Here is a 26,277-nt window from a genome sequence, read left to right as displayed (position 1 = left end):
AACGGATTTCCAACGCTTATTGACGTACAACGGTTTCTAAAAACGTCAAACTCTTGCCTGAATCTTTATGTCTTAGATTCATCCGTGACGATGGTCTGTGTGCGCACGCAGTATCACGTCATCACGGGCGAGGCGCCAGCGCCCGACGTTGACACTTGGGCGAAAATGGCACAGGCAGGGACTTCTCGCAGTCCCTGTTGACGCTTTGGTAACCTGAATTAAGTCAAAATAAAGCAGATCGTGATTATGCGCCGCCCGTTCGCTTCGGGCTCGAATCGCAAGAACCGGCAGGATATCCATGTTTCTTAGAAGTACCGCAATCGCCCTTTCCCTCGTTCTCGCCGGCGCCGGCATTGCATCCGCTCAGTCCAAGAAGTCGCAGCCTGCAGCGCCCGCAGCGCAGCAGCAGGCCACCCCGGCTTCGACAGCGCCGACACGCATCCAGCAGTTCCAGGCCTGGGGCGCCTATTCCTACAAGTCCGGCGCGAACACCGTCTGCTACGTTCTGTCGGTGCCGACGGAGAAGAAGCCCGCCGGCATTGATCATGGTGATAACTTCTTCATCGTTTCGCAGCGCCCCGGTCAGAACATTTCCTACGAGCCGCAGGCAATGATGGGCTACACCGTCAAGGAGAACTCGAAGATCGACGTCGTCATCGACAACAAGACCTTCGTGATGTTCACCAAGGACAAGGCCGGCTGGGTCGAGAATGCAGCTCAGGAGCCGGCGCTCGTCGCGGCCATGAAGACCGGCCACTCGATGACCGTCAACGCGACATCGCGCAAGGGCACATCGACGTCGTACAGCTACTCGCTGTCTGGCATTTCCGCTGCACTGAAGCAGGTTGAAGGCTGCAAGTAAGCTTCCTGCTGCGGTGACGAAATTTCAGAAGGCCGGCCTTGTGCCGGCCTTCGCCGTTTCCATCCATAGTGACGCGGGGCTAAAATGATGCTAAAGGCCCGCGCAACAGCGGATAGATCGCGGTCCTTGCCGTATGCTCCGCATTCAATTTCTGCCACATGCCCTTCGTACCGCAAGTCATCCGGCTTTCCGGGGCGGTAGCATGTTGAATTCGGGATTAGAGCCTATGTCCGTCATGGATGAGATGACTGTTACCAAGCCCTTGGGCGCAGCGACCAGCGGTGTTGACGCTGGATTGAAGCCTTCGCTGATCGGCCTCAGCCGCGAAGAGATGGGCGCTGCGCTGCGTGAAAAAGGCGTGCCGGACAAGCAGATCAAGATGCGTGTCGCGCAGCTCTGGAACTGGATCTACGTGCGCGGCGTCTCCGATTTCGATCACATGACGAATGTCGCCAAGGACATGCGCGAGATGCTGAAGCAGCATTTCACGATTGCGCGCCCTGAAATCGTCGAGGAGCAGGTTTCCAACGATGGCACCCGCAAGTGGCTGCTGCGCTTTCCGGCGCGCGGTGCGGGCCGGCCAGTCGAGATCGAAGCAGTCTACATCCCGGAGGAGGGGCGCGGCACACTCTGCATCTCGAGCCAGGTCGGCTGCACGCTGACCTGTTCTTTCTGTCACACCGGCACGCAACGGCTGGTCCGCAACCTAACTGCGGAAGAAATCCTCTCGCAGCTTCTGCTCGCCCGCGATCGGCTGGGCGATTTCCCAGACCGTGAAGCGCCGCAGGGCACCATCATGCCGGCGGAAGGCCGCAAGGTCAGCAACATCGTCATGATGGGCATGGGCGAGCCGCTCTACAATTTCGATGCCGTGAAACAGGCGTTGCTGATCGCCACCGATGGCGACGGCCTGTCGCTCTCCAAGCGCCGCGTAACACTCTCCACCTCGGGCGTCGTGCCTGAAATCTTCCGCACTGGCGATGAAATCGGCGTGATGCTGGCAATCTCGCTGCACGCCGTGCGCGACGACCTGCGCGACATCCTCGTGCCGATCAACAAGAAGTACCCGCTGAAGGAACTGATCGACGCCTGCCGGAAGTATCCCGGTCTATCGAACGCCCGTCGCATCACCTTTGAATACGTGATGCTGAAGGACGTCAACGACAGCCTTGAGGACGCCAAGGGTCTCGTTCAGCTGCTGAAAGGCGTGCCGGCGAAGATCAACCTCATTCCGTTCAACCCGTGGCCGGGCACAAACTACCAGTGTTCCGACTGGGCACAGATCGAGAAGTTCGCCGATTTCATCAATTCGGCCGGCTATGCCTCGCCGATCCGAACGCCGCGCGGCCGCGACATCCTGGCTGCCTGCGGTCAGCTGAAGTCGGAATCGGAGCGGATGCGCAAGACTGAGCGGCTGGCCTTCGAGGCGATGATGATCGCCAACCATGGCGCCGACGACTGATCAGCAAGTTTGATCCGTTCAGTGTTTTCTAATGATTGATTTCATGGCCTGCTTTTCCTAGAAGCAGGCCAAAATCATGTCTGGAGGATACCCCAATGCGTTCAATTCTGCTTGCTGTCGCGGCCACGCTGGCCCTGACCCTGCCTGCAAAGGCCGAAGACGTAACCGTCGCGGTCACGGCGATCGTCGAGCATCCGGCGCTTGACGCCGCACGCAAGGGCGTCCTCGATGTGCTGACAGCCGCAGGCTATAAGGAAGGCGAGAACCTGAAGTTCATGTTCGAGTCTGCGCAAGGCAACCCGGCAACGGCTGCGCAGATCGCCCGACAGTTCGCAGGCGATGGCCCGAACGTTATCGTGCCGATCTCCACGCCATCAGCGCAAGCCGTCGTTTCCGCAACGCGCGACATTCCAGTCGTCTTCACGGCCGTTTCCGATCCGCTCGGCGCCCAGCTCGTGAAGAACATGGACAAGCCAGGCGGCAACGTCACCGGTCTGTCCGACATGTCACCGGTTGCCGAGCACGTTGCGCTCATCAAGGAAATCCTGCCGAACGCCAAGTCGATCGGCTACCTCTACAATTCCGGCGAAGCCAATTCGGTGTCTTTGCTCGCCGTCCTGAAGACGGAAGCCGAGAAGGCTGGCCTGAAGGTCGTTGAATCGGCGGCCACCAAGTCTGCGGAAGTGCAGGGTGCGGCCCGCGCGCTCGTCGGCCGTGCCGATGCCATTTACATCCCGACCGACAACACGATCATTTCCGCACTGGAAGGTGCGGTTGCCGTCGCCGAGGAAAGCAAGCTGCCGCTCTTCACGGCCGACACGGACTCTGTTTCGCGCGGTGCGCTTGCAGCGCTCGGCTTCAACTACTACGACGTCGGCAAGCAGACCGGCGAAATTGTCGTCCGTATCCTTAAGGGTGAAAACCCCGGCGATATTCCGGTGAAGGTTGCTGCCGGTAGCGATCTCGTCGTCAATAAGGGTGCGGCCACACGCATGGGCGTCACGCTACCCGAAAGCGTCTTGAAGCGCGCGACGAAGACCATCGACTGATCGAAGTAGATTTCAGAACCACCCGTTCAGCCGCTCCCGTTTTACGCGGGGGCGGCTGATGGTATTAGAAGCTTGGGTCCGCTAGAGGCGGGACAAGTCAGAAGAAAGGGCAGGAGCCTTGAGTCAGATCGCATTTTGGGGAGCTGTGGAACTGGGGCTGGTTTATGCCTTCGTTGCCATCGGCGTGTACCTCGCATTTCGTGTGCTGGATTTTCCGGATCTGACGGTTGACGGCTCCTTTCCGCTGGGTGCTGCGGTAACGGCGGTTCTCATCATCGCCGGGGTCAATGCCTGGCTTGCGGCGCTCGTCGCCATGGTTGCGGGTGCTGCGGCCGGCATCGTTACGGCGATGCTCAATGTACGGTTCAAGATCCTCAACCTGCTTGCCTCGATCCTGACGATGATCGCGCTCTTTTCGGTGAACCTGCGCGTCATGGGCAAGCCGAACGTCGCACTGATCAATGCGGATACGATGATCAGCCCGTTCTTTGGTCATGGCCTGCGCGACTTCTACGTTCGGCCACTCTTCGTCGGCGTCCTCGTCGGCGTCGCAGTCATCCTCGTCTGGCGCTTCCTCGAGAGCGACTCGGGTCTGGCAATGCGCGCGACGGGTGCGAATGCCCGCATGGCCCGCGCACAGGGCGTCGACACCAGCCGCCAGATTTATCTCGGCATGGCGATCTCCAACGCCTTGGTTGCCTTCGGTGGCGCGCTGTTTGCGCAGACGAACGGCTTTGCTGATGTCACCTCTGGCGTCGGTACGATCGTTGTCGGCCTCGCGGCCGTCATTATCGGTGAAACGCTGCTCGGTCGGCGCGGGCTGCTGATCGCGCTGATCGGCTGTGTGCTCGGCTCGATCCTCTATCGCATCGCCATCCAGCTCGCTCTCTCGACTGATGTCATCGGGCTGCAGGCGTCGGACCTCAATTTCGTGACGGCGGTGCTGGTGACGATCGCGCTCATCCTTCCCCGCCTTCGCCGCGGAGGCGCTGCATCGTGATTACGCTCAAGGATATCAAGGTCGTTTTCGGCAAGGGTACGCCGCTACAGAAGCAGGCGCTGAACGGCGTCAGCCTGACAATCGAGGAAGGTTCGTTCGTCACCGTCATCGGCTCGAACGGCGCCGGCAAGTCGACACTGCTCGGCGTTCTCGCCGGCGATGTGCTCGCCGGCGAAGGCCAGGTTCTGATCGGCCATACCGACGTCACACGCAAATCGACGGCCGCTCGCGCCGGACTGGTCGCCCGCGTCTTCCAGGATCCTCTGACGGGAAGCTGCGGCTCGCTGTCGATCGAGGAAAACCTTGCACTTGCGGCGCGTCGCGGTGAAATGCGGGGGCTGGTCTCGGCGCTTGGCCCGAAGCGGCGCGAGCATTTCCGCGAGCGGATCGCCGAGCTCAATCTCGGCCTTGAGAACCGCATGCGGGACCGTATGGACCTGCTTTCCGGCGGTCAGCGTCAGGCGGTTTCGCTTGTGATGGCGACGCTTGCCGGCTCCGAAGTGCTACTGCTCGACGAGCACACGGCGGCGCTCGATCCTGGGATGGCCGAGTTCGTCATGGGGCTCACGCAGAAGATCGTTTCGGAACGCAAGCTGACAACGCTGATGGTCACGCACTCCATGCGGCAGGCGCTCGATTATGGCCACCGTACGATCATGCTACACAGTGGCGAGATCGTTCTCGACGTCAGCGGCGACAGCCGCAAGACGCTGCAGGTCGAAGACCTGATCGCGATGTTCCGCAAGATGCGCGGCCAGACGCTGGACGATGACGCACTGCTGATCGGCTGAGGCTAGGCATTCCGGGAAGCCAGCTTCCCGGAGGTCGCTTAACGCGCCTGCGTCAGCAGGATCTTTGCCGCGAAGACGGAGAAGACGCCGGCAAAGGTAAAGTCCATGCCGCGCAAAACCTTTTTGTTGTTCTGCAGCCAGCCGGCCAGCCAGTCGGCCGCAAAGACCACAGCAGCGTTCACAGGCATGCCGATCAGGATGAAGCAGAAGCCGAGAAACAGCAGCTTCTGCGTCACCGTCGGGTCGCCAGCACTGACGAACTGCGGCAGGAAGGTCATGAAGAAGATGATGACCTTCGGGTTCAGTAGGTTGACCCAGAAGCCCGAGGAGACGTTGGCAAGCGGCGTGCCTGTTGCCGCTTCCACCTTGTTGACCGAAAACTTCGAGCCGTAGCGGATCGCCTGGACGGCAAGCCAAAGGAGATAGGCGGCACCGCCGGTCTTCAGGATCAGGAAGGCGGTCGGTGATGCGGTGATCAGCGCTGAGACACCGAAAGCAACCAGCATGGTATGAACGACAATCCCGAGACTGGTGCCGAGGACGACGAAGAGTGCAGCCTTCTTGCCTTGTGCCAGCGCACGGCTGATGGAAAGCGTCATGTCTGGGCCAGGCGTTGCCGCAAGCAGAAGAGTCGCAGCAGCAAAGGCAAGAAGCGTGGCAATGCTGGGCAGAAAATCCATGTTACACTCTGAAAGCCGGAAGAACGTTGGTTGCTTTTATCCGGCTCTCAGAAAATGTCTAATCAAACCTTCTAATACGACCTATTCCTTCTGTTCGAGATAGGCCTTGAACTTGTCGGCATAATCCTTGTGCCAGCGCGACAACGGCGGGCGGTTCTCGATGATGTCCCCCATTGCCCAGGCCAGGCGGCGTTCGTCCACCGGACGGGCGACGTCGTTGTCGGGGCAGAGGATGTAGAAGTCGCCGCGTTCCAGGCTTTCGATCATGAAATCGACGGTCTGTTCCGCAGTCCATGCGGCAGCCGGCTTCTCGGTGCGGTCGCCCTTCGTGAGGCCGGTGAAGACGAAGCCGGGGATCAGCAGGTGGGCGGAAATCTTCGAGCCCTCGGTGTTGCGCAGTTCGTGCTCGAGCGCTTCGGTAAACACCTTCACGCCGGCTTTCGAGACATTGTAGGCCGGATTGCCAGGGGGCGTAGTGATGCCCTGCTTGGAGCCGGTGTTGATGATCAGGCCCGGTTCGCCATGCGAGAGCATGTGCTGGCCGAAGGTCCGGGTGCCGTTGATGACGCCGAGCAAGTTGACGCCGAGGATGCTGTCCCAATTGGCCTGGGCGCTGAAGATCGACGTCTCGGGGCCGATGCCGGCGTTGTTCATGAGAATATGCACGCGACCGAAGCGTTGAATCACGGTCCGTTCAAGCGCTTCCAGGGACTCCTTCTGCCCAACGTCGGTTTCGACGGCGAGCACATACTCCTCTCCCGAGATCGCCTTCAGTTCGTCTGCAGAGGCTGCCAGCCGGTCGCCGCCGAGATCGGCGATAGCAACGCTCATGCCCGCACGAGCGAAATGTTTTGCCGCGGCAAGCCCGATGCCGGAAGCACCGCCGGTGATGACGGCGACATTGGATTTCTTGATGATGTCTTGAATTTTCGTCACGGCCAGCCTCTCCTCAGCATTGTCAGGACGCTGGCAGATATGGGTTGCGCTTTCGGCCTGTCAAACATTATCCGAGCCGCCTATGGTCGCCGTTGCCCTTGCGTCCTGCGCCGATCTCGCTAAAAGTGCCCAGCCATACCGGGCTTGGCGGGTTTGCCGCCGCCCTTTTGCAACGGACCTCATCATCATGGCATCGCACAAAGACGTAAAGAAAGTCGTCCTCGCCTATTCCGGCGGTCTCGACACCTCGATCATCCTGAAGTGGCTGCAGACCGAGCTCGGCGCAGAAGTCGTAACCTTCACGGCCGACCTCGGCCAGGGCGAAGAGCTGGAGCCGGCGCGCAAGAAGGCCGAAATGCTCGGCATCAAGGAGATCTACATCGAGGACGTCCGCGAAGAGTTCGTCAAGGACTTCGTCTTCCCGATGTTCCGCGCCAACGCCGTCTATGAGGGTGTCTATCTGCTGGGCACCTCGATCGCCCGTCCGCTGATCTCCAAGCACCTGATCGATATCGCCCGCAAGACCGGCGCCGATGCGATCGCGCATGGCGCCACCGGCAAGGGCAACGACCAGGTTCGTTTCGAGCTCTCCGCCTATGCCCTGAACCCCGATATCAAGATCATCGCGCCGTGGCGCGACTGGTCGTTCAAGAGCCGTACCGATCTGCTCGCGTTTGCCGAAGCCCACCAGATCCCGGTCGCCAAGGACAAGAAGGGCGAAGCGCCGTTCTCCGTCGACGCCAACCTGCTGCACTCCTCGTCCGAGGGCAAGGTTCTCGAAGATCCGGCACAGGAAGCACCTGAGTACGTGCATATGCGCACGATTTCTCCGGAAGCAGCTCCCGACAAGGCAACCATCATCAAGGTTGGCTTCGAGAAGGGTGATGCCGTTTCGATTAATGGCGTACGCATGAGCCCGGCAACGCTGCTCGCAGCCCTCAACAACTACGGTCGCGACAACGGCATCGGTCGCCTCGACCTCGTCGAAAACCGCTTCGTCGGCATGAAGTCGCGCGGCGTCTACGAGACGCCCGGCGGCACGATCCTGCTTGCCGCGCACCGCGCCATCGAATCCATCACCCTCGACCGCGGTGCCGCGCACCTCAAGGACGAGCTGATGCCGCGTTACGCCGAGTTGATCTACTACGGCTTCTGGTTCTCGCCGGAACGCGAAATGCTGCAGGCTCTGATCGACAAGAGCCAGGAGCATGTCGAAGGCGAAGTGACGCTGAAGCTCTACAAGGGCAACGTCATGGTCACCGGCCGCGAGAGCCCGAAGTCGCTCTATTCCGACAAGCTGGTTACCTTCGAAGACGACCAGGGCGCCTACGACCAGAAGGACGCCGCCGGCTTCATCAAGCTCAACGCGCTGCGTCTGCGCACACTCGCCAAGCGCAACCTCTCGAAGTAACCGAGAGCAGTCGCAAGAGATCGAAGGCCCGCCTCGTGCGGGCCTTTTTCATTCGCCCGCCGTGGCGTGGGAGAGTTCCGCTGCGCGTTGCGAGGCGCGCACGAACCAGACGTAGCTGGTGATCGAAATCAGCGCCATGATCGGGATCACCGTACCGAAGGCGAGCAGCGGCATACCGATCAGCGAACCCGCAACGCCGCCGGCAAAGCCGCCACCCATCTGAATAAAGCCCATCATCGCGGACGCCGAGCCGGCGATATGCGGGAAGGGGTAGAGGCCCGATGTCGTCATATGCGGCGTCAGGAACGCCAATCCGAAGGCCAGGAACGCGATCGGCCCCATGATCGAGAGATACGAGGGCGTGACGAAGTGGACTGACAGCGCGATCATGATGCCAGCGAGCCCGAGGAGGCCAAGCCCGACACGCACCGAGCCGTCACCGCCCAGGCGCGGCGCCGCATAGCGAAGGCAGACGGAGCCGAGGAAGTAGGACCCTGATTGCATCAGCATGCCCAAGCCGAAAGCGGTCGGTGAAAGGCCGACGACCTTGATGAGGATGAAGGGTAGCAGCGTCGCCTGCGCGTAAAGCGCGCCGATCGAACCGCCGAGGACGAGCGAGGCAGAGACGAAGCGGCTTTCCCGGGCAAGCTCCAGATAGGCGCGAAGCAGCGGAACCGGGAGCGCGCGGCGCGGATCCGGCACGCTTGTTTCGCGCATGAAGACGATCACCCCGAGACAGATCAGCAGCCCGAAGCCGATCAGCAGAAAGAAGACCGACTGCCAGCCGAAGGCCGCCAGCGCAAGTCCGCCGATCGTTGGTGCAGCGGCCGGTCCGATGGCGATCATGATGCCGATCAGGTTGATGATGCGGGAGGCTTCCGTCCCGGTGAACTGGTCACGCACGATGGCGCGCGCCACCGTAATCCCGACGGAGGCGCCGATGCCCTGGATCAGGCGGCCGGCGAGCAGCCACTCGATGCCGGGCGCAAAGGCGGCAAGCAGGCTGCCGACGACATAGATGCCGATGAAGAGGAGCGTCGCCGCGCGGCGGCCGAAGGCGTCCGAGAGCGGGCCGGCAAGCAATTGCGCAACCGAGAAGCCGGCGAAATAGACGGAAAGCGTCATCTTGATCGCGGAGTCGGAGGTCCGGAACGCGTGGACGAGTTCCGGCATTGCCGGCGTGTAGATCGACATCGAGATCGGGCCGATGGTTGCGAGAAGCGCTCCGAGCATGCTCGTTCGCCGTTGGCTCATCCGGAATGGGGGCATAGGGTACTCGGTCTTTGGTGACATGCGCGATCCGCGCGAGGGCGGCCGCTCCCCTTCTGTCGGAAGCCGCGTGATACGGCAATTCAAAAATCTGATGGATCGCCATGACAGCTTGACGCCTTTCGATTGGCGCATAAGCTGCGGCTGTCCTTTCCGGAGTTTGTCGATGACGCAATCCTTGCTCGCGGGCGCCTTTCTGGCAGCTCTTCTTTACGTGCTCATTCCAGGGCCTGCTTTCCTTGCGTTGCTTGGCATCGGCGCAGGGCAGGGCCGCCGTGCCGGCGCAATGTTCGTCAGCGGTCATCTGGTCGGCGATCTTCTGTGGGCATCGTTGGCGCTGATCGCGATCATCGGGGCGAAGACGATCGGGACCTTCGTGTTCGACGCGCTTGGTCTTCTCTGTGGCTTCTATCTTGCCTGGATCGGCTGGAATGCCGTGCGGGCAAAGCCGAAGGGTGAGGGGCAGGCGTTGATGGTGGTGGAGCGGCCGTTCCGTCGCGGTCTGATCTTCGGCGTCACCAATCCGAAGGGATATCCAGTCGCGCTTGCGACGTTCACCGCGCTTGTTGCGGGTTCGGCGAGCGCGTTGCAGTTTCACACGCTGCCGGTCCTGCTGGCGGTTTCGTTTTTGGGCTTTATCGTGGCGGACATGATCCTGATCACGATCATTGGCGCGGGAACGGTCCGACGTTTCTATCGTTCGCACGAACGGCTGATCGTGCGCTGCTCCGGTGTTCTCTTCATGGGCTTTGCAGCACAGGCGCTCTGGCATGCGACGCCCGGCCTGCTTGGATGGCGGAAAGCCTGAGATCAGACGTTAAGGAAGCTGACGACGGAATCGAGCCGTGCCACCGTTTGCGGGTCGCCGATCGATGTCGCGATCTGGAGCTGGCCCTTGTAGTAATCCCGGAAATTGAAGCTCGTCGCGTCGGCAATATCGGACAGATCGAGGATGTTGCCTGACGGATCGACCGTCCGCATCGGCAGCGGCTCGGAGATCGCGGCAAACGTATCCTGATCGATCGCGCCAGCATCGAAGCTCTGCCTCGCATATTGGCGCAGTTCGCTGGCGCTGATGGCGGAAAAATCAGGCGTATCCCCGTTCGTTTCATCGATGTGAAATGCCGTCGAGGCCTTCGTCGCCGTGCCGAATTGTGCTTCTAATTCGTTGTAATTGCTAGAATTATCGGAGTTTCTTCTGAAAAGAAAATTCGGCGAAGACCGCACAGAAAGGATTTCCATGACGCCTATCCCCTTGCAAAAGGATGATGCGTGAAGCTACCGCGCATGGCGAACGTACGTCAATCGTTAACGATTAGTTAATTCTTATGCATCATTTCTTGCCATGAACTTTTCGCGGTCCGGCCGGGAGATGAGCGTTTGATCGGCGATACCAATTGCGGATGCGCATCCCTATATTGCCTGTTCAGTTGCCTGCCACAAAGGATCCCCGCATGCCTTCCACACCAGAATTCAACCCGGCACTTATCGAATGGAATGGTCTCCACGGTCTGCCGCGTTTCGATGCCCTCAATGATGGCGACTTCGCTCCGGCCTTTGATGCAGCGCTCGCAGCGCACGAGAAAGAGATCGACGCGATCGCGGATAATCCCGAGGCGCCGACATTCGAAAATACCGTGGTTGCTCTCGAGATCGCGGGCGATGAGCTGTCGCGCGTTTCGGCATTGTTCTGGAACCGGGCGGGCGCGCATACCAATGATATGATCCAGGCGCTGGAGCGGGATATCTCGCCGAAGATGTCGCGCCACTATTCCAAGATCGGCATGAATGCGGCGCTGTTTGCGCGCATCGACGCCTTGTGGGAAGCGCGCGAAAGCCTCGGTTTGACGCTGGAGCAGACGCGGGTGCTGGAGCGGCACTGGAAGGGCTTCGTCAAATCGGGCGCGAAGCTGCCGAAGCCCGAGCAGGAGAAGCTTGCGGGGATCAACGAGAAGCTTGCTGGCCTTGGTACCCAGTTCGGTCAGAACGTGCTTGCCGACGAGAAGAGCTGGGCGATGATCCTTTCCGACGGTCCGGATCTCGACGGCATTCCGGAATTTCTGAAGGATGCGATGGCGGCGGCTGCGCGCGAGCGTGGCGAAGAGGGCAAGTTTGCCGTGACCCTGTCACGCTCGATCATCGAACCGTTCCTAACCTTCTCGGAGCGGCGGGACCTGCGGGAACAGGCCTTTAAGGCCTGGGTTGCGCGCGGCGAGAACGATGGCGCCACTGACAATCGCGGCATTATCAGGGATACGCTTGCGCTCCGCGACGAGGTGGCAAAGCTCCTCGGTTACGGCAACTTCGCTGAATTGAAGCTCGACAATACAATGGCAAAGACGCCTGAAGCCGTGAACCACCTGCTTCGGGAGGTATGGGCGAAGGCGGTCAAGCGTGCCGGCGAGGAAGAGGCGGATATCGCCAATTTGATCGCCGACGAAGGCAAGAACCACGACGTCATGCCCTGGGATTGGCGGCATTATGCCGAGAAGATCCGGGCGCAGCGGTTCAATTTCTCCGAGGCGGAGCTGAAGCCTTATCTGCAGCTTGAGAAGATCATCGATGCCTGCTTCGATGTCGCTGGCCGGCTATTCGGCATTCGCGCCGTCGAGAAGAAGGGCGTTCCAGCCTACCATCCCGATGTCCGCGTCTTCGAGATCCGCGATCGCGAAGACAGGCTGGTCGCGCTCTTCCTCGGCGATTATTTCGCCCGCAGCTCGAAGCGCTCGGGCGCCTGGATGAGCTCTTTCCAGTCGCAGCACAAGCTGCCGTTGAAGAACGGCCGCAATGGCGAATTGCCGATCATCTACAATGTCTGCAACTTCGCGAAGCCCGCCGAGGGCAAGCCGGCGCTACTGTCGCTCGATGACGCGCGCACGCTGTTCCACGAGTTCGGCCATGCGCTGCACGGGATGCTGTCAAACGTCACCTACCCCTCGGTTTCGGGCACGGGTGTCTCACGCGATTTCGTTGAGCTGCCGTCGCAGCTTTACGAGCACTGGCTGACGGTGCCTGCGATCCTGAAGCAATATGCCGTGCACTTTGAAACCGGCGAGCCAATGCCGCAGGCCCTGCTCGACAAGGTTCTGGCGGCGCGGACGTTCAATTCCGGCTTCAATACGGTCGAGTTTACCTCGTCCGCGGTCGTCGACATGGCGTTCCACACTCGCGACAAGGTCGAGGATCCGATGGCGGTACAGGCCGAGGTGTTGTCGGAGCTCGGCATGCCGAAGTCGATCGTCATGCGTCATGCCTCGCCGCACTTCCAGCACATCTTCTCCGGCGGTTATTCAGCCGGCTACTATTCCTACATGTGGTCCGAGGTTCTCGATGCCGATGCCTTTGCCGCCTTTGAGGAAACTGGTGACGCGTTCCATCGCGAGATGGCCGGCAAGCTCAAGGATAACATCTATTCCGTCGGCGGCGCGGTCGATCCCGAGGACGCCTACAAGGCTTTCCGAGGCAAGCTGCCGAGCCCGGATGCCATGCTGGTGAAGAAGGGTCTAGCGACCTTCGAAGAACTGTCCGGCAGTGATGCTTGAGGCGATCGCAACAAAACTGTCGTCGAAGTTTCGAAAAACCGTCATGCCATCTTCAAGATGATGACATGACGGCCGCGGTAGGGTCGGTGCGGGAGAATCTCTTCCATTCCCGCAAGCCGGATACGCCATGGCATGAAATTGACCGAGACGACGACCCGCCGATGCTTTCTCTCATCAATGGGCGCGGTCGGCGGATTTGCGGTGGCAGGGCTGGCGATGCCCTATTATGCGCGGGGCTCTTCCGGCCGACCGCTCTTCACGTATGGTGTGCAATCCGGCGACGTCGATGCGAGTTCCGGCGTGATTTGGACGCAGGTGGACCGGCCGGCGCGACTCGCTGTCGAGTATTCAACGAGCGACAGGTTCGCCAATGCGGTGCGCATAGCGCCGATAGACGTCACGCCGCAAACCGGTCTTGCCGGAAAGCTGCTGCTTCGGGATCTCCCGCCCGATCAGGAGATATTTTACCGCTTCTGTGCGGCTAACCTGCAGGACATCAATGATTTGTCCGAGCCAATCCAAGGGCAGTTTCGCACGGCATCGGTGGGCAAGCGTAGCATCCGGTTCGCGTGGTCGGGCGATACGGCCGGGCAGGGATGGGGCATCGACGATGACGGCATGCGCACCTATGCGACGATCGCCTACCATCGCCCGGACTTCATGATCCATTCCGGTGACACGATCTATGCCGACAATCCCATGCCCGACGAGATCAGGTTGCGAGACGGGGGAGTTTGGAAGAACAGGATCGTCACCGACGCAAAGCGCGAGATCGCCCAGACGCTGGAGCAGTTTCGCGGGCAATGGTCCTATAACCTGCTCGATGAGCATGTGAAGGCGCTCAATGCCGTCTGTCCGGTCTTTTATCAATGGGATGACCACGAGGTCTTGAACAACTGGTCGCCCTCGACGGACCTGCGCGACGACGACCGCTACACCGAAAAGTCCGTTTCGGCGCTCGCTGGTCACGCCAGCCGGGCGTTTCACGAGATGACTCCCATCCGCTATGTCGCCGATGAGCCGGGCCGGATCTACCGCAAGGTTTCATACGGGCCGCTGCTCGACCTCTTCTTCGTCGACCTGCGCTCTTATCGCGGACCCAACGGCCATGGCGGTGATGCCACCGTCTCCGATGCCTCCCGTCTGTTGGGCGAGCGTCAAGTGGCGTGGCTGAAGCGCGAGCTGGTGCGCTCGACGGCGACCTGGAAGGTGATTGCCTGCGATTTGCCGATCGGGCTGGTGATCTGGGATGATTACGGCCACCGGACCGGCAGCGAGTCGATCTCCAACGGCGACAATGGCGCCCCGCTTGGCCGCGAATTGGAATTTGCCGATCTGCTACGCTTCATCCGCGATGCCGGCATCTTCAACATGATCTGGCTGACAGCTGATGTGCACTATACGGCCGCGCACTACTACGACCCCGAAAAGGCCAAATTCCACGAATTCCTGCCGTTCTGGGAATTCGTTGCCGGTCCCCTTCATTCCGGTACCTACGGTCCGCAGCAACTCGACATGACCTTCGGGCCACAGGTGAAGTTCATGGAAGCAGCGCCCGGTGGCGCGGAGCAGAACTTGCCGCCGTCGGCCGGCATGCAGTTCTTTGGGCTCGTCGACATCGATGGGCAGACCGAGCAACTGACCGTGAGGCTGATGGACCGGAACGATACTGAACTGTGGCGGATGACGCTTGACCCGCAGATATCGAGTTGACGTCATGCATGGCAGGCAATCCGGCTTTCCCCCTTTCGCAAACGCGAAAAACACTGTATGAGCCGCCCAAATGAAATTGGCGCCTTCTCCCAGCGCGGCGCCCCAGCCTCAGAGATACAGACATATGGCACTTCGCAATATCGCGATTATCGCGCACGTTGACCATGGCAAGACGACACTGGTTGACGAGCTCCTGAAACAGTCCGGCTCGTTCCGCGAGAACCAGCGCGTCGCAGAACGCGTCATGGACTCCAACGATCTGGAAAAGGAACGCGGCATCACGATTCTTGCCAAGGCGACCTCGGTCGAGTGGAAGGGTGTCCGCATCAACATCGTCGACACCCCTGGCCACGCCGATTTCGGTGGCGAAGTCGAGCGTATTCTCTCGATGGTGGACGGTGCGATCGTTCTGGTCGACTCGTCGGAAGGCCCGATGCCGCAGACGAAGTTCGTCGTGTCGAAGGCGCTGAAGGTCGGCCTCCGCCCGATCGTCGCGATCAACAAGATCGACCGTCCGGATGGTCGCCACGAAGAGGTCATTAACGAGGTCTTCGACCTCTTCGCGAACCTCGACGCAACAGACGAACAGCTCGATTTCCCGATCCTCTACGGTTCGGGCCGCGATGGTTGGATGAACGTCAATCCGGAGGGCCCGAAGGATCAGGGTCTTACGCCGCTTCTCGACCTCGTGCTCAAGCATGTTCCCGAGCCGACCGTCCACGAGGGCCCGTTCACGATGATCGGCACGATCCTCGAAGCCAACCCATTCCTCGGCCGCATTATCACCGGCCGCATTAATTCCGGCTCGATCAAGCCGAACCAGGCCGTTAAGGTTCTTGGCCAGGATGGCAAGTTGATCGAAAACGGCCGCATCTCGAAGATCCTCGCGTTCCGCGGCATCGAACGCACCTCGATCGACGAAGCGCATGCAGGTGATATCGTCGCGATCGCCGGCCTCTCCAAGGGCACGGTTGCCGACACCTTCTGTGATCCGGCCGTGACAGAGGCACTGACCGCGCAGCCGATCGACCCGCCGACCGTCACCATGTCCTTCATCGTCAACGACAGCCCGCTGGCCGGTACCGAAGGCGACAAGGTCACCTCGCGCGTCATCCGCGACCGTCTCTACAAGGAAGCCGAAGGCAACGTCGCTCTCAAGATCGAAGAAGCCGAAGGCAAGGATTCGTTCTACGTCTCCGGCCGCGGCGAATTGCAGCTTGCGGTTCTGATCGAAACCATGCGCCGCGAAGGCTTCGAACTGGCCGTGTCGCGTCCGCGCGTCGTCATGCACCGAGACGAGAACGACCAGCTGATGGAGCCGATCGAAGAAGTCGTCATCGACGTTGATGAAGAGCATTCCGGCGTCGTCGTGCAGAAGATGTCCGAGCGCAAGGCTGAGATGACCGAGCTGCGTCCTTCGGGCGGCAACCGCGTTCGCCTGGTGTTCAACGCACCGACCCGCGGCCTGATCGGCTACCAGTCGGAACTGCTGACCGATACGCGCGGCACCGCCGTGATGAACCGTCTGTTCAAGGACTACCAGCCCTACAAGGGTGAAATCGGCGGCCGTACGAACGGCGTTCTCTTGGCAAACGCTGCTGGCGAAGCCGTGGCCTATGCCATGTTCAACCTGGAAGATCGCGGCCCGATGATGATCGAGCCCGGCGAAAAGGTCTACATGGGCATGATCATCGGCATCCACTCCCGCGACAACGACCTCGAGGTCAACGTCTTGAAGGGCAAGCAGCTGACCAACATCCGCGCCGCCGGCAAGGACGAAGCCGTCAAGCTGACGCCGCCGATCCGCATGACGCTCGACCGCGCGCTCTCCTGGATCCAGGACGACGAGTTGATGGAAGTGACGCCGAAGTCGATCCGTCTGCGCAAGATGTATCTTGACGCGAATGACCGCAAGCGCTTCGCCAAGGCGAAAATGGCCTGAGCATCCAAGCGTCTTGAAGTCCCTTAACCCCGGCCATCGTGCCGGGGTTTTTTATTGTGTGCCGCGTCGAATCCGGCTTGTCGCAATAGTTAAATAAGCGTTAAATTTCAGCTGTCGTCCACATGTTAAGTCTGTGGGCAAAAGGCCTGAATGCGCCGTGCGTGTATGGTTAATTGCCGACAATGGGACCAGAGTAAGCGCTATGAAGACGTTGTCGATCGATGTTCGGCGGGCCGAACCGCACGATTCCCGAGCCATATCGGAAGTGCATCGGCTTGCGTGGCAGCACACCTATGCGGGGATCATTCCGCATCGTGCATTGCGGCAGATGATCGAGCGTCGCGGCGAGAATTGGTGGCGCAAGGCTACCCGCGGGCCCGCTACGCTGCTCGTTCTCGACGTCGCTGGTACGGTCGCAGGCTATGCAACGCTCGGCCTCAATCGCGCCCGTGCCCTGCCGCAGGAAGGCGAGATCTACGAGCTCTATCTTCGGCCGGAATACCAAGGGATTGGCCTCGGACACATGCTTTTTGGTGAGGCCAGACGGCTTTTGAAGTCGCTCGGCTGCAACGGACTGGTTGTCTGGTGCCTCGAGGAAAACGAGACTGGCGCGCAGTTCTATCGCAGCCACGGCGGCGTCGACTATTGCGAGGGCATGGAAACTTTCGACCAAAAGCAGCTGAAGAAAATCGGTTTCATCTGGGGTTGAAGCGCCGAGCTTTGAGCTAGGTTTTTTCACCGGAATTGGCTTGCCTGACAGCGTTTTGTCTGTCGCGAAAACTTGCAAATCATATTCAACTTATATAAGTCGCGCCTCATGCTTTTGATCCGCGTGGGGGAACAAGTATGTTGGACGGCTTTTGGACGCGTATCGACCGCATGGGCGATAGGCCGGCCCTGTTGCTGCCGTTTCGACCTTCAATCACGTACAGTGAACTCGCCGATCGTGTTGCGTCGCTAAGCGGTGCGTTGGGCACGAGCAAGAGACTCGTCGCGATCGAGGCCGCACAATCCGAGCATCCGATCATTGCCTATCTCGCAGCCTTTGCTGGCGGGCACGCCGTCGCGTTGCTGCCGCCCGAGGATGGCATGGCGTGGTCGTCCTTCATGGAGCGATTTGCGCCTGAGATCGTCTACCGCCGCGAAGGCGGGCGCTGGCGGTTGATGGAAGCAAACCACAGTTCCAGTGACGCGGCCGTGCATCCTGACCTCGCCCTGATGCTGGTAACATCAGGCAGCACGGGCAGCGGCAAGGCCGTGAGACTGTCGAAGACGGCCGTCGCCGCCAATGCAGAGCAGATCGCCGGCTATCTTGGCCTGCACGCGGGCGATATCGGCGCGCTGGTCCTGCCGCTTCATTACTCCTACGGATTGTCGGTGCTCAATTCCCACCTAGCGGTCGGTGCCGCCGTCTGGATGCCCGGGACATCGGTCCTCGAGCCGACATTCCTGGATGATTTCCGGGCGGCGCGATGCACGAATTTCGCAGGTGTTCCGCATTCCTACGAGCTTCTGGAGCAACGTGGATTTCGCGAACAGAGCTATCCTGATCTTCGCTTCATGACAGTTGCCGGAGGACGCATGGAGCCGGAGACCGTCCGACGCTATCATGGCTGGCTGCAGGGCGAAGGACAGCGCTTCTTTGCGATGTACGGGCAGACAGAGGCCACGGCGCGAATTGCCTATGTCCCCCCTGAGCACCTGCCAGGGAGTGCTGATCGGATCGGGGTTGCGGTGCCGGGCGGTGAACTGTGGTTGGTTGACGACGAGGGCATGAGGATCACGGGCTCGGATATTGCCGGTGAACTCGTCTATCGCGGACCAAACGTGATGCTCGGTTACGCCGAGACGCGCCAAGATCTGGCGGGGGGCGCTGATATCGAGGAGCTTCGGACCGGCGATCTGGCCACGCACGATAAGAACGGGCTGTTTCGAATCACGGGCCGCCTGCGACGGATGTCTAAGATTGGCGGTGTCCGTCTCGGTCACGATGCGTTGGAAACGGCGCTGGGTGTGAAGGGTATTACAGCCGCTGTCGTTGGCAATGACCAGCAACTGCTTGTGGCCTTTGCGGGTCCGCAAGCTGAGGAAGACGTTCGTGAGGCGCTGGCGGTGCTTGCGGGTATCGGCTTGCCGCAGGTGCGCGCAATCGCCACTAAGGAACTGCCACGGCTGACCAACGGCAAGATCGACTACGAACAACTCCGCTTGCGCATGGAAGAGGAGCCGGCGCGCGCGAAAGCAACGGTCATCAGCCTGTTTCGCGAGGTGTTTTTCCCCCAGCAAGTGTCGCCCCAGGACAGCTTTGCAGAGCTTGGCGGAGATTCGCTGCGTTATCTCGAGCTTACGGTCGGTCTCGAGCGGCTGCTCGGCACGGTACCGGATGGTTGGGAAAAGATGAGTGTCGGTGCTCTTTCGGCTCGATCGCATTCGACGAGCGCCCAGCGAACGATCGCCAGCGATATTCTCTTGAAATCGATCGCCATTCTATTGGTCGTGCTGCACCATGCGACGCCGTGGCCCATTCCGGGTGGTGCCGGAACAATGCTCGTGCTGTGCGGATACGGGCTCGCACGCTTTCAATCCCGTGCGCTTTTCGCCGGTGACCTCAGGCGCTTTTTGCGACCGCTTGGTCTCGTTCTCTGGCCCTACTACCTGGTCATTTTCGGTTTCAGTGTTGCCTGGGGCGCAATGCCGTGGGCCTCCGTGTTTCTTGTTGGAAACCTCGGCTTCGCGCAGCCAGAGCGGCACGAGATGCTGCCTTATCTTTACTGGTTCGTGGAAGCCTTTGCGCAGTTGTTGCTGCTTTGGGGCGCTCTGTTTGTCGTGCCGCCCGTTCGGCGTTTCGCCGGGAAGGATCCGTTCCGCTTCGGCATGCTGCTGCTGGCTCTTGCAGTGCTCGCACACTTTGTTATCCCAGCGCTTTGGCCAGTTGGCCAAAGGCAGATATTCACTCTTGCCTGGGTGCTGCACCTTGCGGTTTTCGGATGGTGCACGGCTTTTGCGAATTCCGCGGGAAGACGGCTTGCCGTAATCGCCGCTGGATGCGTGGTCATGCCGCTCATGGCCTATACAGGCGGAAACTGGGCGGGTTCATGGATCCTTTACAGCATGCAGGTGCCGGTGCTTGCGGTACTTCTCTATCTGCCTCGGGTGAGGCTGCCGGCGCCGCTGGCTGCCGTCCTCGTTTCGATCGCAACCGCGAGCTATCACATCTACCTGCTGCATCGCATCCTGCCTGAAGCCTTGTTTGATACCGGTAATCCCGAGACCTTCACGGCGCCGCTGCCGGTCGCGATCTCGGTAGCATCCGGCTTGGTGACCGGCATACTTACCTACCGGCTGCAGCGTCGAATGATGCTTGGCCACCACTTGTGGAAAGGGCTGAGGCAACTCGGTCGTCACCTCCGCCACATTCCCTTGAGCCAACAAGTGACGCTGCTCGGGTCCGGCACGACCCTTGCTCACGACCAACACGGAAGTCGTGTGTCGTCTTGAGGGGTGGCTTGTCGACGCCCGCAGGCGGACCTGAAATCCGCACTGGCGTGTTGCGTTGCGGGATGATTCCCAGTATCTGGCAACCATCGACTTAACCTTAGAGGGAAGCTCTATGCGCATTGACGCGATTTCCATCGGCAAGAACCCGCCGGAAGATGTCAACGTAATCGTTGAGGTGCCCGTTGGCGGCCACCCGATCAAGTACGAGATGGACAAGGAAGCCGGTACGCTCGTTGTCGATCGTTTCCTCTATACGCCGATGACCTATCCGGGCAATTACGGCTTCGTGCCGCACACGCTTTCCGAAGACGGCGATCCGATCGACGTCCTGATCGCCAGCACGCGTCCGCTGGTTCCGGGCTGCGTTATCAACGTGCGCCCGATCGGCGTTCTCAAGATGGAAGACAATTCCGGCAAGGACGAGAAGATCATCGCCGTGCCGTCGCCAAAGCTGACGCTGCGCTATGAGAAGGTGAAGGACCACACCGATCTTCCGGAGATCACGCTGAAGCAGATCGAGCACTTCTTCGAACACTATAAGGATCTCGAGCCCGGCAAGTGGGTGAAGATCTACGGTTGGGGTGACTCAAAGGAAGCCGGACAGCTGATCCTTGAGGCGATCGAACGCTACAAGAAGGACAAGGCCTGATCAGTTCTCGATAAGGGCTTTCAGTTTCCTGATCAAATCCTCCGGGTCGCCATCGATCCGGAGGATTTTTTTACGCGAGGTTTCGCCTGAGGCGAGGCTGACCGACGACTTTGCGACGCCAAGCGACTTGGCCAGCAGTGTTACCAACGCCTTGTTCGCCTTGCCCTTCTCAGGAACGGCAGTCACTCTGACTTTGAGGTGGGGCTTGCCCTCGGCGTCCGTCTCCACGCTGTCGATTGCATCGCGTCCGCCATTTGGCGTCAAACGAACCGTCAGAGCTATATGGTCGGTGAATGCGGCCCAGGGCCAGTTCATGCCACCAGCGGGAAGATCGAATTCCACATCAGCGAGCGCACGAAGAAGATGATCAGCAGCAGGATGATTGGCGAGATATCGATGCCGCCGAGGTTCGGCAGCACGCGGCGGATCGGTCGCAGCAGCGGTTCGGTCACGTTGTAGAGGAACATGCCGACCGAATTGACGAACTGATTGCTGGAGTTGATTACGTTGAACGCGTACAGCCAAGAAAAGATGGCGCTGGCGATCAGCACCCAAGTGTAGAGATTCAACGCCAAATCAATGGTTTGAAAAAGCGCAAGCATTGCCGTCTCCAGTTCGTTGTTGACAGACATGTAGACATTGGCGACTAAACGGGCAAGTGCTCTCTCGAAACGCGTTGTAAATCATGTTTAACAGCGGCGTCGTGCGTTGGCGTCTGGCTTGTTGTCCTGGAAAACTTCCATGTCCTTTTCGCCAACCGGAGATCGTTTTGCCGCGTTCCGGCATCCGTCTTACACCCGGTTCTTTTTCGCGCGATTTCTCCTATCCTTTTCGCAGCAGATCGTCAGTGTCGCGGTTGGCTGGCAGATGTACGACCAGACTGGCAGCGCGATCTATCTCGGCCTGATTGGCCTCGTGCAATTTCTGCCGTCGCTGGTCCTGATTCTTGTTACGGGGTCCGTTGCCGACCGGCATAACCGACGTGTGATCGCCGCCATCTGCTCGCTCGTCAGCGCCTTGTGTACGCTGGCCCTGCTGTTGATGACGATAACGGGCACGTTCTCGCCGTTACCTGTATTTGCCGTTCTGCTGGTTTTCGGCATCGAGCGCGCCTTCATGTCGCCCGCAGTGCAATCGCTGGCGCCGAACCTGGTGCCGCCGCAGGATTTGTCGAATGCCATCGCCTGGAATTCGTCTTCGTGGCAGCTCGCGGCGATCACAGGGCCCGTTCTTGGTGGTCTCCTCTATGGCGTCAGCCCGCATGCGGCTTACACCGTCGCTGTCGTCTTCGCCGCCCTTGGCGCCGCACTGCTCTATATGATCCCCAAGCCGCCGCAGAAGACGACCGGCGAAGCCAAGAGCTGGGATATGATCCTCGGTGGCTTCCGCTTCATCCGTGTCGAAAAAGTCGTGCTCGGCGCCATCTCGCTCGATCTCTTCGCGGTGCTGCTTGGTGGGGCGACGGCACTGATGCCGATCTTCGCGCGCGATATCCTGACGCTCGGCCCCTGGGGGCTCGGCCTACTACGCTCGGCGCCGGGCGTCGGCGCGATCGCCATGGCGATTTTTCTCGCTGCCTATCCCCTCAAGCATAGTGCGGGCATTGCGATGTTCATCGGCGTCGCCCTGTTCGGCATCGGCACGATCGTATTCGGGTTCTCGACCAGCACGGAACTGTCAATCGCAGCTCTGGCCATCATGGGTGCGGCCGATATGATATCCGTCTATGTGCGGGAGAGCCTGATCGCCCTTTGGACGCCGGACGAATTGCGTGGCCGGGTCAATGCCGTCAACATGGTCTTCGTGGGTGCTTCCAACGAACTCGGCGAATTTCGAGCGGGCACGATGGCTTCCATTTTCGGTGCCGTGCCTGCTGTTGTCATCGGCGGCATCGGAACACTTGCCGTGGCGGCGATCTGGGCAACGAGCTTCCCGAAGCTGCGCAGAATCGACACGCTTGCTGCGCCGGAGCGCCGAGAGCCGGTGTAACGGCCTTCAGGTAGAGACGATGAGCTCCGCTTCGATTTCGACTGGAAAGTTCAGCGGCAGACCGGCAACGCCGATCGCGGATCGGGAGTGACTGCCAACCTCCGGTCCGAACACCTCAATGATCAGTTCGGTGAAACCGTTGATTACGGCTGGCGGATTGGCAAAGCGCGGCGCGCAATTCACCATACCGAACACGCGGCACCAACCGGTAATGCGATCGAGACTGCCCAACTCCCGCTTCAGGCTGCCCAACATGGAAAGAGCTACTTTCCGAGCAGATGCCTTGGCCTCCTCAATGGAGATGTTCTCGCCGACGGCTCCAAACGGGCCGGCGGGCGTGCCATCGGTATTTTGCGGACCATGGCCGGACACGAATGCGCGATTGCCGCGCACATTCACCCAGGGAAATGGAAGGACCATGTTGGAAGGCAGTTTCAGGGGTTGCGGTAGAACCAATCCCATCGCGGCAAGTCTCTGCTCGTAGTTAGCCATGGAACTCCTCCGGAAATAGCTTTGGTCGTCACTGTTCGGGCACGGCAATTCCAAGATCTCATCTCGGATCGGAACGCATTCTTGCTGGTGAGTATCGCCAGAGTGGCAGTGCATGCGATTCTAGCACGACGCGGTGCAGGGCGCACGTTGCTAAGCGGGAAGGGCGGCTTTGGATGTTGCGAAGGATTTGGACGTCTTGCCCTCGAAAACAATATCGAGGAACTCGTTCAACCATGCTTTCAGCGGCGCGTCGAATAGCATGCGCCCTTCCAGATGTTCGCGACCCTGCTGCGCGTTCGGAAGGATGAAGCGATGCGCGCCATGAACCACCCAGCGGTGCATCATCGCGCGTGTCAGCTCGGCATGGAACTGCAGACCCCAGGCATGGCCGTCATAGCGAAAGGCCTGATTGGGATAGGTGTCGCCTTCCGCCAGCAACTCCGCGCCATGCGGCAGGTCAAAGCCTTCGCGGTGAAAATGATAAACCATCCTCGGCCAGTGCATCAGCAGACGGCCTTTCTCGGTCGGGCGTAGCGGATACCAACCGATCTCGGTGGAACCATCGGCATTCGCCTGAACCTTGCCGCCGAGTTGCCTGACCAGCATCTGTGCGCCAAGGCAGATGCCGAGCAGCGGGCGTTTTTCCCTTAGCGGCACATCGAGCCAATTGATCTCCGTCTTGACGAAATCATCCGTATCATTGGCGCTCATTGGTCCGCCGAAGACGACGGCGCCCGCATGTTCGGCAAGCGTCGAGGGAAGCTTATCGCCAAGAACCGGGCGCCGGATATCGAGCCGATACCCCTTCTCGACCAGCAGTTGACCGACCCGGCCAGGGCTCGAGTGCTCCTGATGCAGAACAATCAGGACCGGAGGTTGGCCGGGCTCTGGCAAGCGGTCAGTCGGCATCGTCCTGTACCACCTCGACGTCTGTGACTCGGCGGGCTGCTTCCTGCCGCTTCTGGATCCGCTCGCGCGCGGAAACACCGAGAAGTTCGGCGATGCGCCAGATCGCGTCATCCTCCATCTCGCTGCGCTCGCCATCGGCATACACGATGTCCCAGAGGATCCCGATCAGTTCGAGCCTCTGTTCCGTGTTGAGGTGGCGCTTGAGATCCGAGGTGAAGCGGTAGTAGTCGACAGCATCGCTTTCCGCCTCCTGGCCAGCGGCCATCAGTGCATCGAGTTGCTTGCGGTCGAGCCCGTACTGGTCTTTCAGCAGCTTGCGAAGCCGCTTTGTCTCGCTGTCCTTGACCTGCCCGTCCGCCTCCATGACCTGCATGCAGAGCGCGGCCACCGCGATGCGTGGATCGTCGGGCGCGAAACCTTTCTTTGCATTGTCGGAAGTCAGATTCTGAAAGAATTCCTGGAAGCGTTCGAACATTTAGATCCTGTTTGTCTAGAAAAGGCGAAGCCGTGTCTTGGGTTCTGGCTCTGCCGCTGGATTGCGAACACCGGGATCGTCCGGCAGGCCGCCAAAGAAGGGGCGCGGTTCGGGTGAAGTTGCTGCGTCCGCCGCTTGCTTGCTGGGCGCCGGCGGTTTCGAAGATGGACGCACTGCCTCGGCTATCGTGGCAGCTCGCTCCAGTTCGATGATGCGGTGATCGCTGGCCATGCGTTCGGTGCGACCATCGCGGACGGGCGGCAGTGTTTTCAATGCGCTGTCGATGGAGATCGTTGTGCTCTCATCGACCGTCTTATCGACATGGTCGAACGGTGCCTTCCAGACAAAGGCATCCAATCGACCGGTGACCGGCGAGAGCGGTAACCATTTGTCGGAAACGAAGCCATCCGCCACCCATGCCGGATCGCGCGGCGCCTTGAGCGCCTGCGCTAGCCAATGGCGAATGCGGCCCTGATCGCCGGTTTCGGCCTCCTCGATATCGGCCAGCAGCAGGAAGGCGGCTTCGCGTGGCTCGATACGGGCAGCGGCTTCCGCCTTGGCGCGGGCCTTGGCAAAATCCTGAGTGTCGAGAGCGGCCTGCGCCACGAGAAGCAGGGATTCGACGTTGTTTGGCCGCATTCCCTCCAGACGCTCGGCGCGCTTGAGGCGGTCGGCAGCAGAATCGCCGCTGCGGGCGCGAACATAGGTGCGGCCGATGTCCGGGTGCGGCGCGGACTTCCACGCCTGTTCAAGGACGGATGCCGCCTTGCGCAGCTTGTCTTCGCGGAACAGCGCCTTGGCGGCGATGATTGCGGCGGGTTCGAAGTCGGCGGCGAGCTTGAGGGCATACGTGGCATCATCGCGCGCGCCTGCCGGATCGCTCTCGAGTTTCTCGGTGGCGCGAGCCGTCAGCAAAACGGCACGAAGCCTGTCAGCCTCGGCCTTTTCGATGACACGACCCGCCTTTTGCTGCTCCAGCAGGCGGATCGCATCATCCCAGCGACCGGCCTGACTGCGATACTCGAGCGTTGCCTGGGCGGCCCACGGCAAATAGGGTGCGTTGTCCGCGGCCTTTTCCGCATATTGGCGCGCGGCCTCATTGGCGCCCAGCCGCTTGGCTTCGAGATACAGGCCGCGCAAACCCAGTTCACGAGTTTCCGGATCGTTGGTCATCTCTTCGAACTTGGCGCGGGCTTCGTCGTGACGGCCCTCGATCAACGCGGCCTGTGCCTCGAGGAGCGCGATCAGTGGCTCCTGGTCGGCGCGAATCAAGCCGCGCGAGCGGGCGGCCATCTTGCGGGCCAACAGTGCATTGCCGGCGCCTGCTGCAATCAGGCCGGTCGACAGCGCCTGATAGCCGCGATCGCGCTTGCGGGCACGAAAATAGCGGCTAACCGAATAGGGCGAATTCCAGATTGTCCGCAGCAGCCACCACAGGATCATCACGACCGCAATGAGTGCGATCAGGGCGCTTGCGGCCACGATCAGACGGGTTTGGTAGAGTTGCCCTTCCCAGATCAATGAAAGATCGCCCGGGCGATCGGCCAGCCAAGAAAATCCATAGCCAAGTACGAGGACGAGGACGGCGAATATGACGAGCCTGATCAT

24 protein-coding genes are annotated in these 26,277 nt (G+C 60.3%); 14 read left to right on the top strand and 10 right to left on the bottom strand.

The features are described from left to right. Nucleotides 1-298: 298 nt before the first annotated feature. The 5 genes from ATY80_RS13850 to ATY80_RS13830 all read left to right on the top strand — a co-directional run bounded on the left by ATY80_RS13850 (nt 299) and on the right by ATY80_RS13830 (nt 5,164). A complete protein-coding gene (locus tag ATY80_RS13850; RefSeq protein ID WP_088692980.1) occupies nt 299-862 on the top strand; it encodes an invasion associated locus B family protein in 564 nt (187 codons plus the stop codon). A gap of 226 nt (nt 863-1,088) precedes the next feature. After that, complete coding sequence (rlmN, locus tag ATY80_RS13845; RefSeq protein WP_088692979.1) at nt 1,089-2,324, top strand: 23S rRNA (adenine(2503)-C(2))-methyltransferase RlmN; 1,236 nt, start codon at nt 1,089-1,091, stop codon at nt 2,322-2,324. A 95-nt stretch (nt 2,325-2,419) separates the two neighbouring features. Beyond that, complete coding sequence (locus tag ATY80_RS13840; protein ID WP_088692978.1) at nt 2,420-3,373, top strand: ABC transporter substrate-binding protein; 954 nt, start codon at nt 2,420-2,422, stop codon at nt 3,371-3,373. A 118-nt stretch (nt 3,374-3,491) separates the two neighbouring features. Then, complete coding sequence (locus ATY80_RS13835) at nt 3,492-4,373, top strand: ABC transporter permease (protein ID WP_088692977.1); 882 nt, start codon at nt 3,492-3,494, stop codon at nt 4,371-4,373. Beyond that, nucleotides 4,370-5,164, top strand: coding sequence for an ABC transporter ATP-binding protein (locus ATY80_RS13830; protein WP_088692976.1), 795 nt, complete (start codon nt 4,370-4,372; stop codon nt 5,162-5,164). The genes ATY80_RS13835 and ATY80_RS13830 overlap by 4 nt, the downstream gene beginning before the upstream one ends. A 38-nt stretch (nt 5,165-5,202) precedes the next feature. Here the strand turns inward: ATY80_RS13830 and ATY80_RS13825 are convergent, their stop codons facing one another. Further along, a complete protein-coding gene (locus tag ATY80_RS13825; protein WP_088692975.1) occupies nt 5,203-5,844 on the bottom strand; it encodes a LysE family translocator in 642 nt (213 codons plus the stop codon). An 81-nt stretch (nt 5,845-5,925) separates the two neighbouring features. Beyond that, entirely contained in the window at nt 5,926-6,780 is an 855-nt protein-coding gene (locus ATY80_RS13820; RefSeq protein ID WP_088692974.1) for an SDR family NAD(P)-dependent oxidoreductase, read from the bottom strand. A gap of 187 nt (nt 6,781-6,967) precedes the next feature. On the opposite strand from ATY80_RS13820, the gene ATY80_RS13815 reads away from it, so the two are divergent. After that, a complete protein-coding gene (locus ATY80_RS13815; RefSeq protein ID WP_088693232.1) occupies nt 6,968-8,191 on the top strand; it encodes an argininosuccinate synthase in 1,224 nt (407 codons plus the stop codon). Nucleotides 8,192-8,239: 48 nt separating this feature from the next. Here the strand turns inward: ATY80_RS13815 and ATY80_RS13810 are convergent, their stop codons facing one another. Next, nucleotides 8,240-9,424: a multidrug effflux MFS transporter gene (locus ATY80_RS13810; RefSeq protein WP_088692973.1), complete on the bottom strand. Its 1,185-nt coding sequence runs from the start codon at nt 9,422-9,424 to the stop codon at nt 8,240-8,242. A 202-nt stretch (nt 9,425-9,626) separates the two neighbouring features. On the opposite strand from ATY80_RS13810, the gene ATY80_RS13805 reads away from it, so the two are divergent. Further along, nucleotides 9,627-10,268 (top strand): LysE family translocator, encoded by a 642-nt coding sequence (locus tag ATY80_RS13805; protein ID WP_088693231.1) that lies wholly within the window; start codon nt 9,627-9,629, stop codon nt 10,266-10,268. 2 nt (nt 10,269-10,270) lie between these two features. Here ATY80_RS13805 and ATY80_RS13800 read toward each other — a convergent pair whose 3' ends face one another. Then, nucleotides 10,271-10,702, bottom strand: a complete 432-nt coding sequence (locus tag ATY80_RS13800; protein ID WP_088692972.1) for a hypothetical protein — start codon at nt 10,700-10,702, stop codon at nt 10,271-10,273. Nucleotides 10,703-10,914: 212 nt separating this feature from the next. Here ATY80_RS13800 and ATY80_RS13795 point away from each other — a divergent pair, with 212 nt between their 5' ends. The 6 genes from ATY80_RS13795 to ppa all read left to right on the top strand — a co-directional run bounded on the left by ATY80_RS13795 (nt 10,915) and on the right by ppa (nt 20,804). Then, entirely contained in the window at nt 10,915-13,002 is a 2,088-nt protein-coding gene (locus ATY80_RS13795) for a M3 family metallopeptidase (protein ID WP_088693230.1), read from the top strand. Between the two features lie 132 nt (nt 13,003-13,134). Next, a complete protein-coding gene (locus ATY80_RS13790; RefSeq protein WP_088692971.1) occupies nt 13,135-14,715 on the top strand; it encodes an alkaline phosphatase D family protein in 1,581 nt (526 codons plus the stop codon). Between the two features lie 124 nt (nt 14,716-14,839). After that, complete coding sequence (typA, locus tag ATY80_RS13785; protein WP_088692970.1) at nt 14,840-16,657, top strand: translational GTPase TypA; 1,818 nt, start codon at nt 14,840-14,842, stop codon at nt 16,655-16,657. Nucleotides 16,658-16,859: 202 nt separating this feature from the next. Continuing rightward, nucleotides 16,860-17,366 carry a GNAT family N-acetyltransferase gene (locus ATY80_RS13780; RefSeq protein ID WP_088692969.1) on the top strand — a complete coding sequence of 169 codons (507 nt, stop codon included), beginning with the start codon at nt 16,860-16,862 and terminating at the stop codon, nt 17,364-17,366. Nucleotides 17,367-17,503: 137 nt separating this feature from the next. Beyond that, nucleotides 17,504-20,155 carry an AMP-binding protein gene (locus ATY80_RS13775; RefSeq protein WP_088692968.1) on the top strand — a complete coding sequence of 884 codons (2,652 nt, stop codon included), beginning with the start codon at nt 17,504-17,506 and terminating at the stop codon, nt 20,153-20,155. Between the two features lie 112 nt (nt 20,156-20,267). Then, a complete protein-coding gene (gene ppa / locus ATY80_RS13770; protein ID WP_088692967.1) occupies nt 20,268-20,804 on the top strand; it encodes an inorganic diphosphatase in 537 nt (178 codons plus the stop codon). On the opposite strand, the gene ATY80_RS13765 is transcribed toward ppa, so the two are convergent. After that, the gene (locus tag ATY80_RS13765; RefSeq protein ID WP_088692966.1) at nt 20,805-21,119 is read right to left on the bottom strand and encodes a DUF167 domain-containing protein; all 315 of its coding nucleotides are present in this window, start codon (nt 21,117-21,119) and stop codon (nt 20,805-20,807) included. Beyond that, on the bottom strand, nt 21,116-21,406 hold the full coding sequence (locus ATY80_RS13760) for a YggT family protein (RefSeq protein ID WP_016556606.1): 291 nt from the start codon (nt 21,404-21,406) through the stop codon (nt 21,116-21,118). Before ATY80_RS13760 ends, ATY80_RS13765 begins: the two co-directional genes overlap by 4 nt. 139 nt (nt 21,407-21,545) lie before the next feature. On the opposite strand from ATY80_RS13760, the gene ATY80_RS13755 reads away from it, so the two are divergent. Next, nucleotides 21,546-22,793, top strand: coding sequence for an MFS transporter (locus tag ATY80_RS13755; RefSeq protein WP_088692965.1), 1,248 nt, complete (start codon nt 21,546-21,548; stop codon nt 22,791-22,793). 6 nt (nt 22,794-22,799) lie between these two features. On the opposite strand, the gene ATY80_RS13750 is transcribed toward ATY80_RS13755, so the two are convergent. The 4 genes from ATY80_RS13750 to ATY80_RS13735 all read right to left on the bottom strand — a co-directional run bounded on the left by ATY80_RS13750 (nt 22,800) and on the right by ATY80_RS13735 (nt 26,277). Continuing rightward, on the bottom strand, nt 22,800-23,285 hold the full coding sequence (locus tag ATY80_RS13750) for a RidA family protein (protein WP_088692964.1): 486 nt from the start codon (nt 23,283-23,285) through the stop codon (nt 22,800-22,802). A gap of 150 nt (nt 23,286-23,435) precedes the next feature. Continuing rightward, nucleotides 23,436-24,194 carry a glutamine amidotransferase gene (locus ATY80_RS13745; RefSeq protein WP_088692963.1) on the bottom strand — a complete coding sequence of 253 codons (759 nt, stop codon included), beginning with the start codon at nt 24,192-24,194 and terminating at the stop codon, nt 23,436-23,438. Beyond that, entirely contained in the window at nt 24,184-24,669 is a 486-nt protein-coding gene (locus ATY80_RS13740; RefSeq protein ID WP_088692962.1) for a TerB family tellurite resistance protein, read from the bottom strand. Before ATY80_RS13740 ends, ATY80_RS13745 begins: the two co-directional genes overlap by 11 nt. 15 nt (nt 24,670-24,684) lie before the next feature. Beyond that, nucleotides 24,685-26,277, bottom strand: coding sequence for a heme biosynthesis protein HemY (locus tag ATY80_RS13735; RefSeq protein ID WP_088692961.1), 1,593 nt, complete (start codon nt 26,275-26,277; stop codon nt 24,685-24,687).

This window comes from Rhizobium sp. R711, from assembly GCF_002211365.1.
Classification (GTDB): Bacteria; Pseudomonadota; Alphaproteobacteria; order Rhizobiales; family Rhizobiaceae; genus Rhizobium.
The sequence above is the reverse complement of the archived record's forward strand: the minus strand, read 5'-3'. Positions and strand labels throughout refer to the sequence as shown.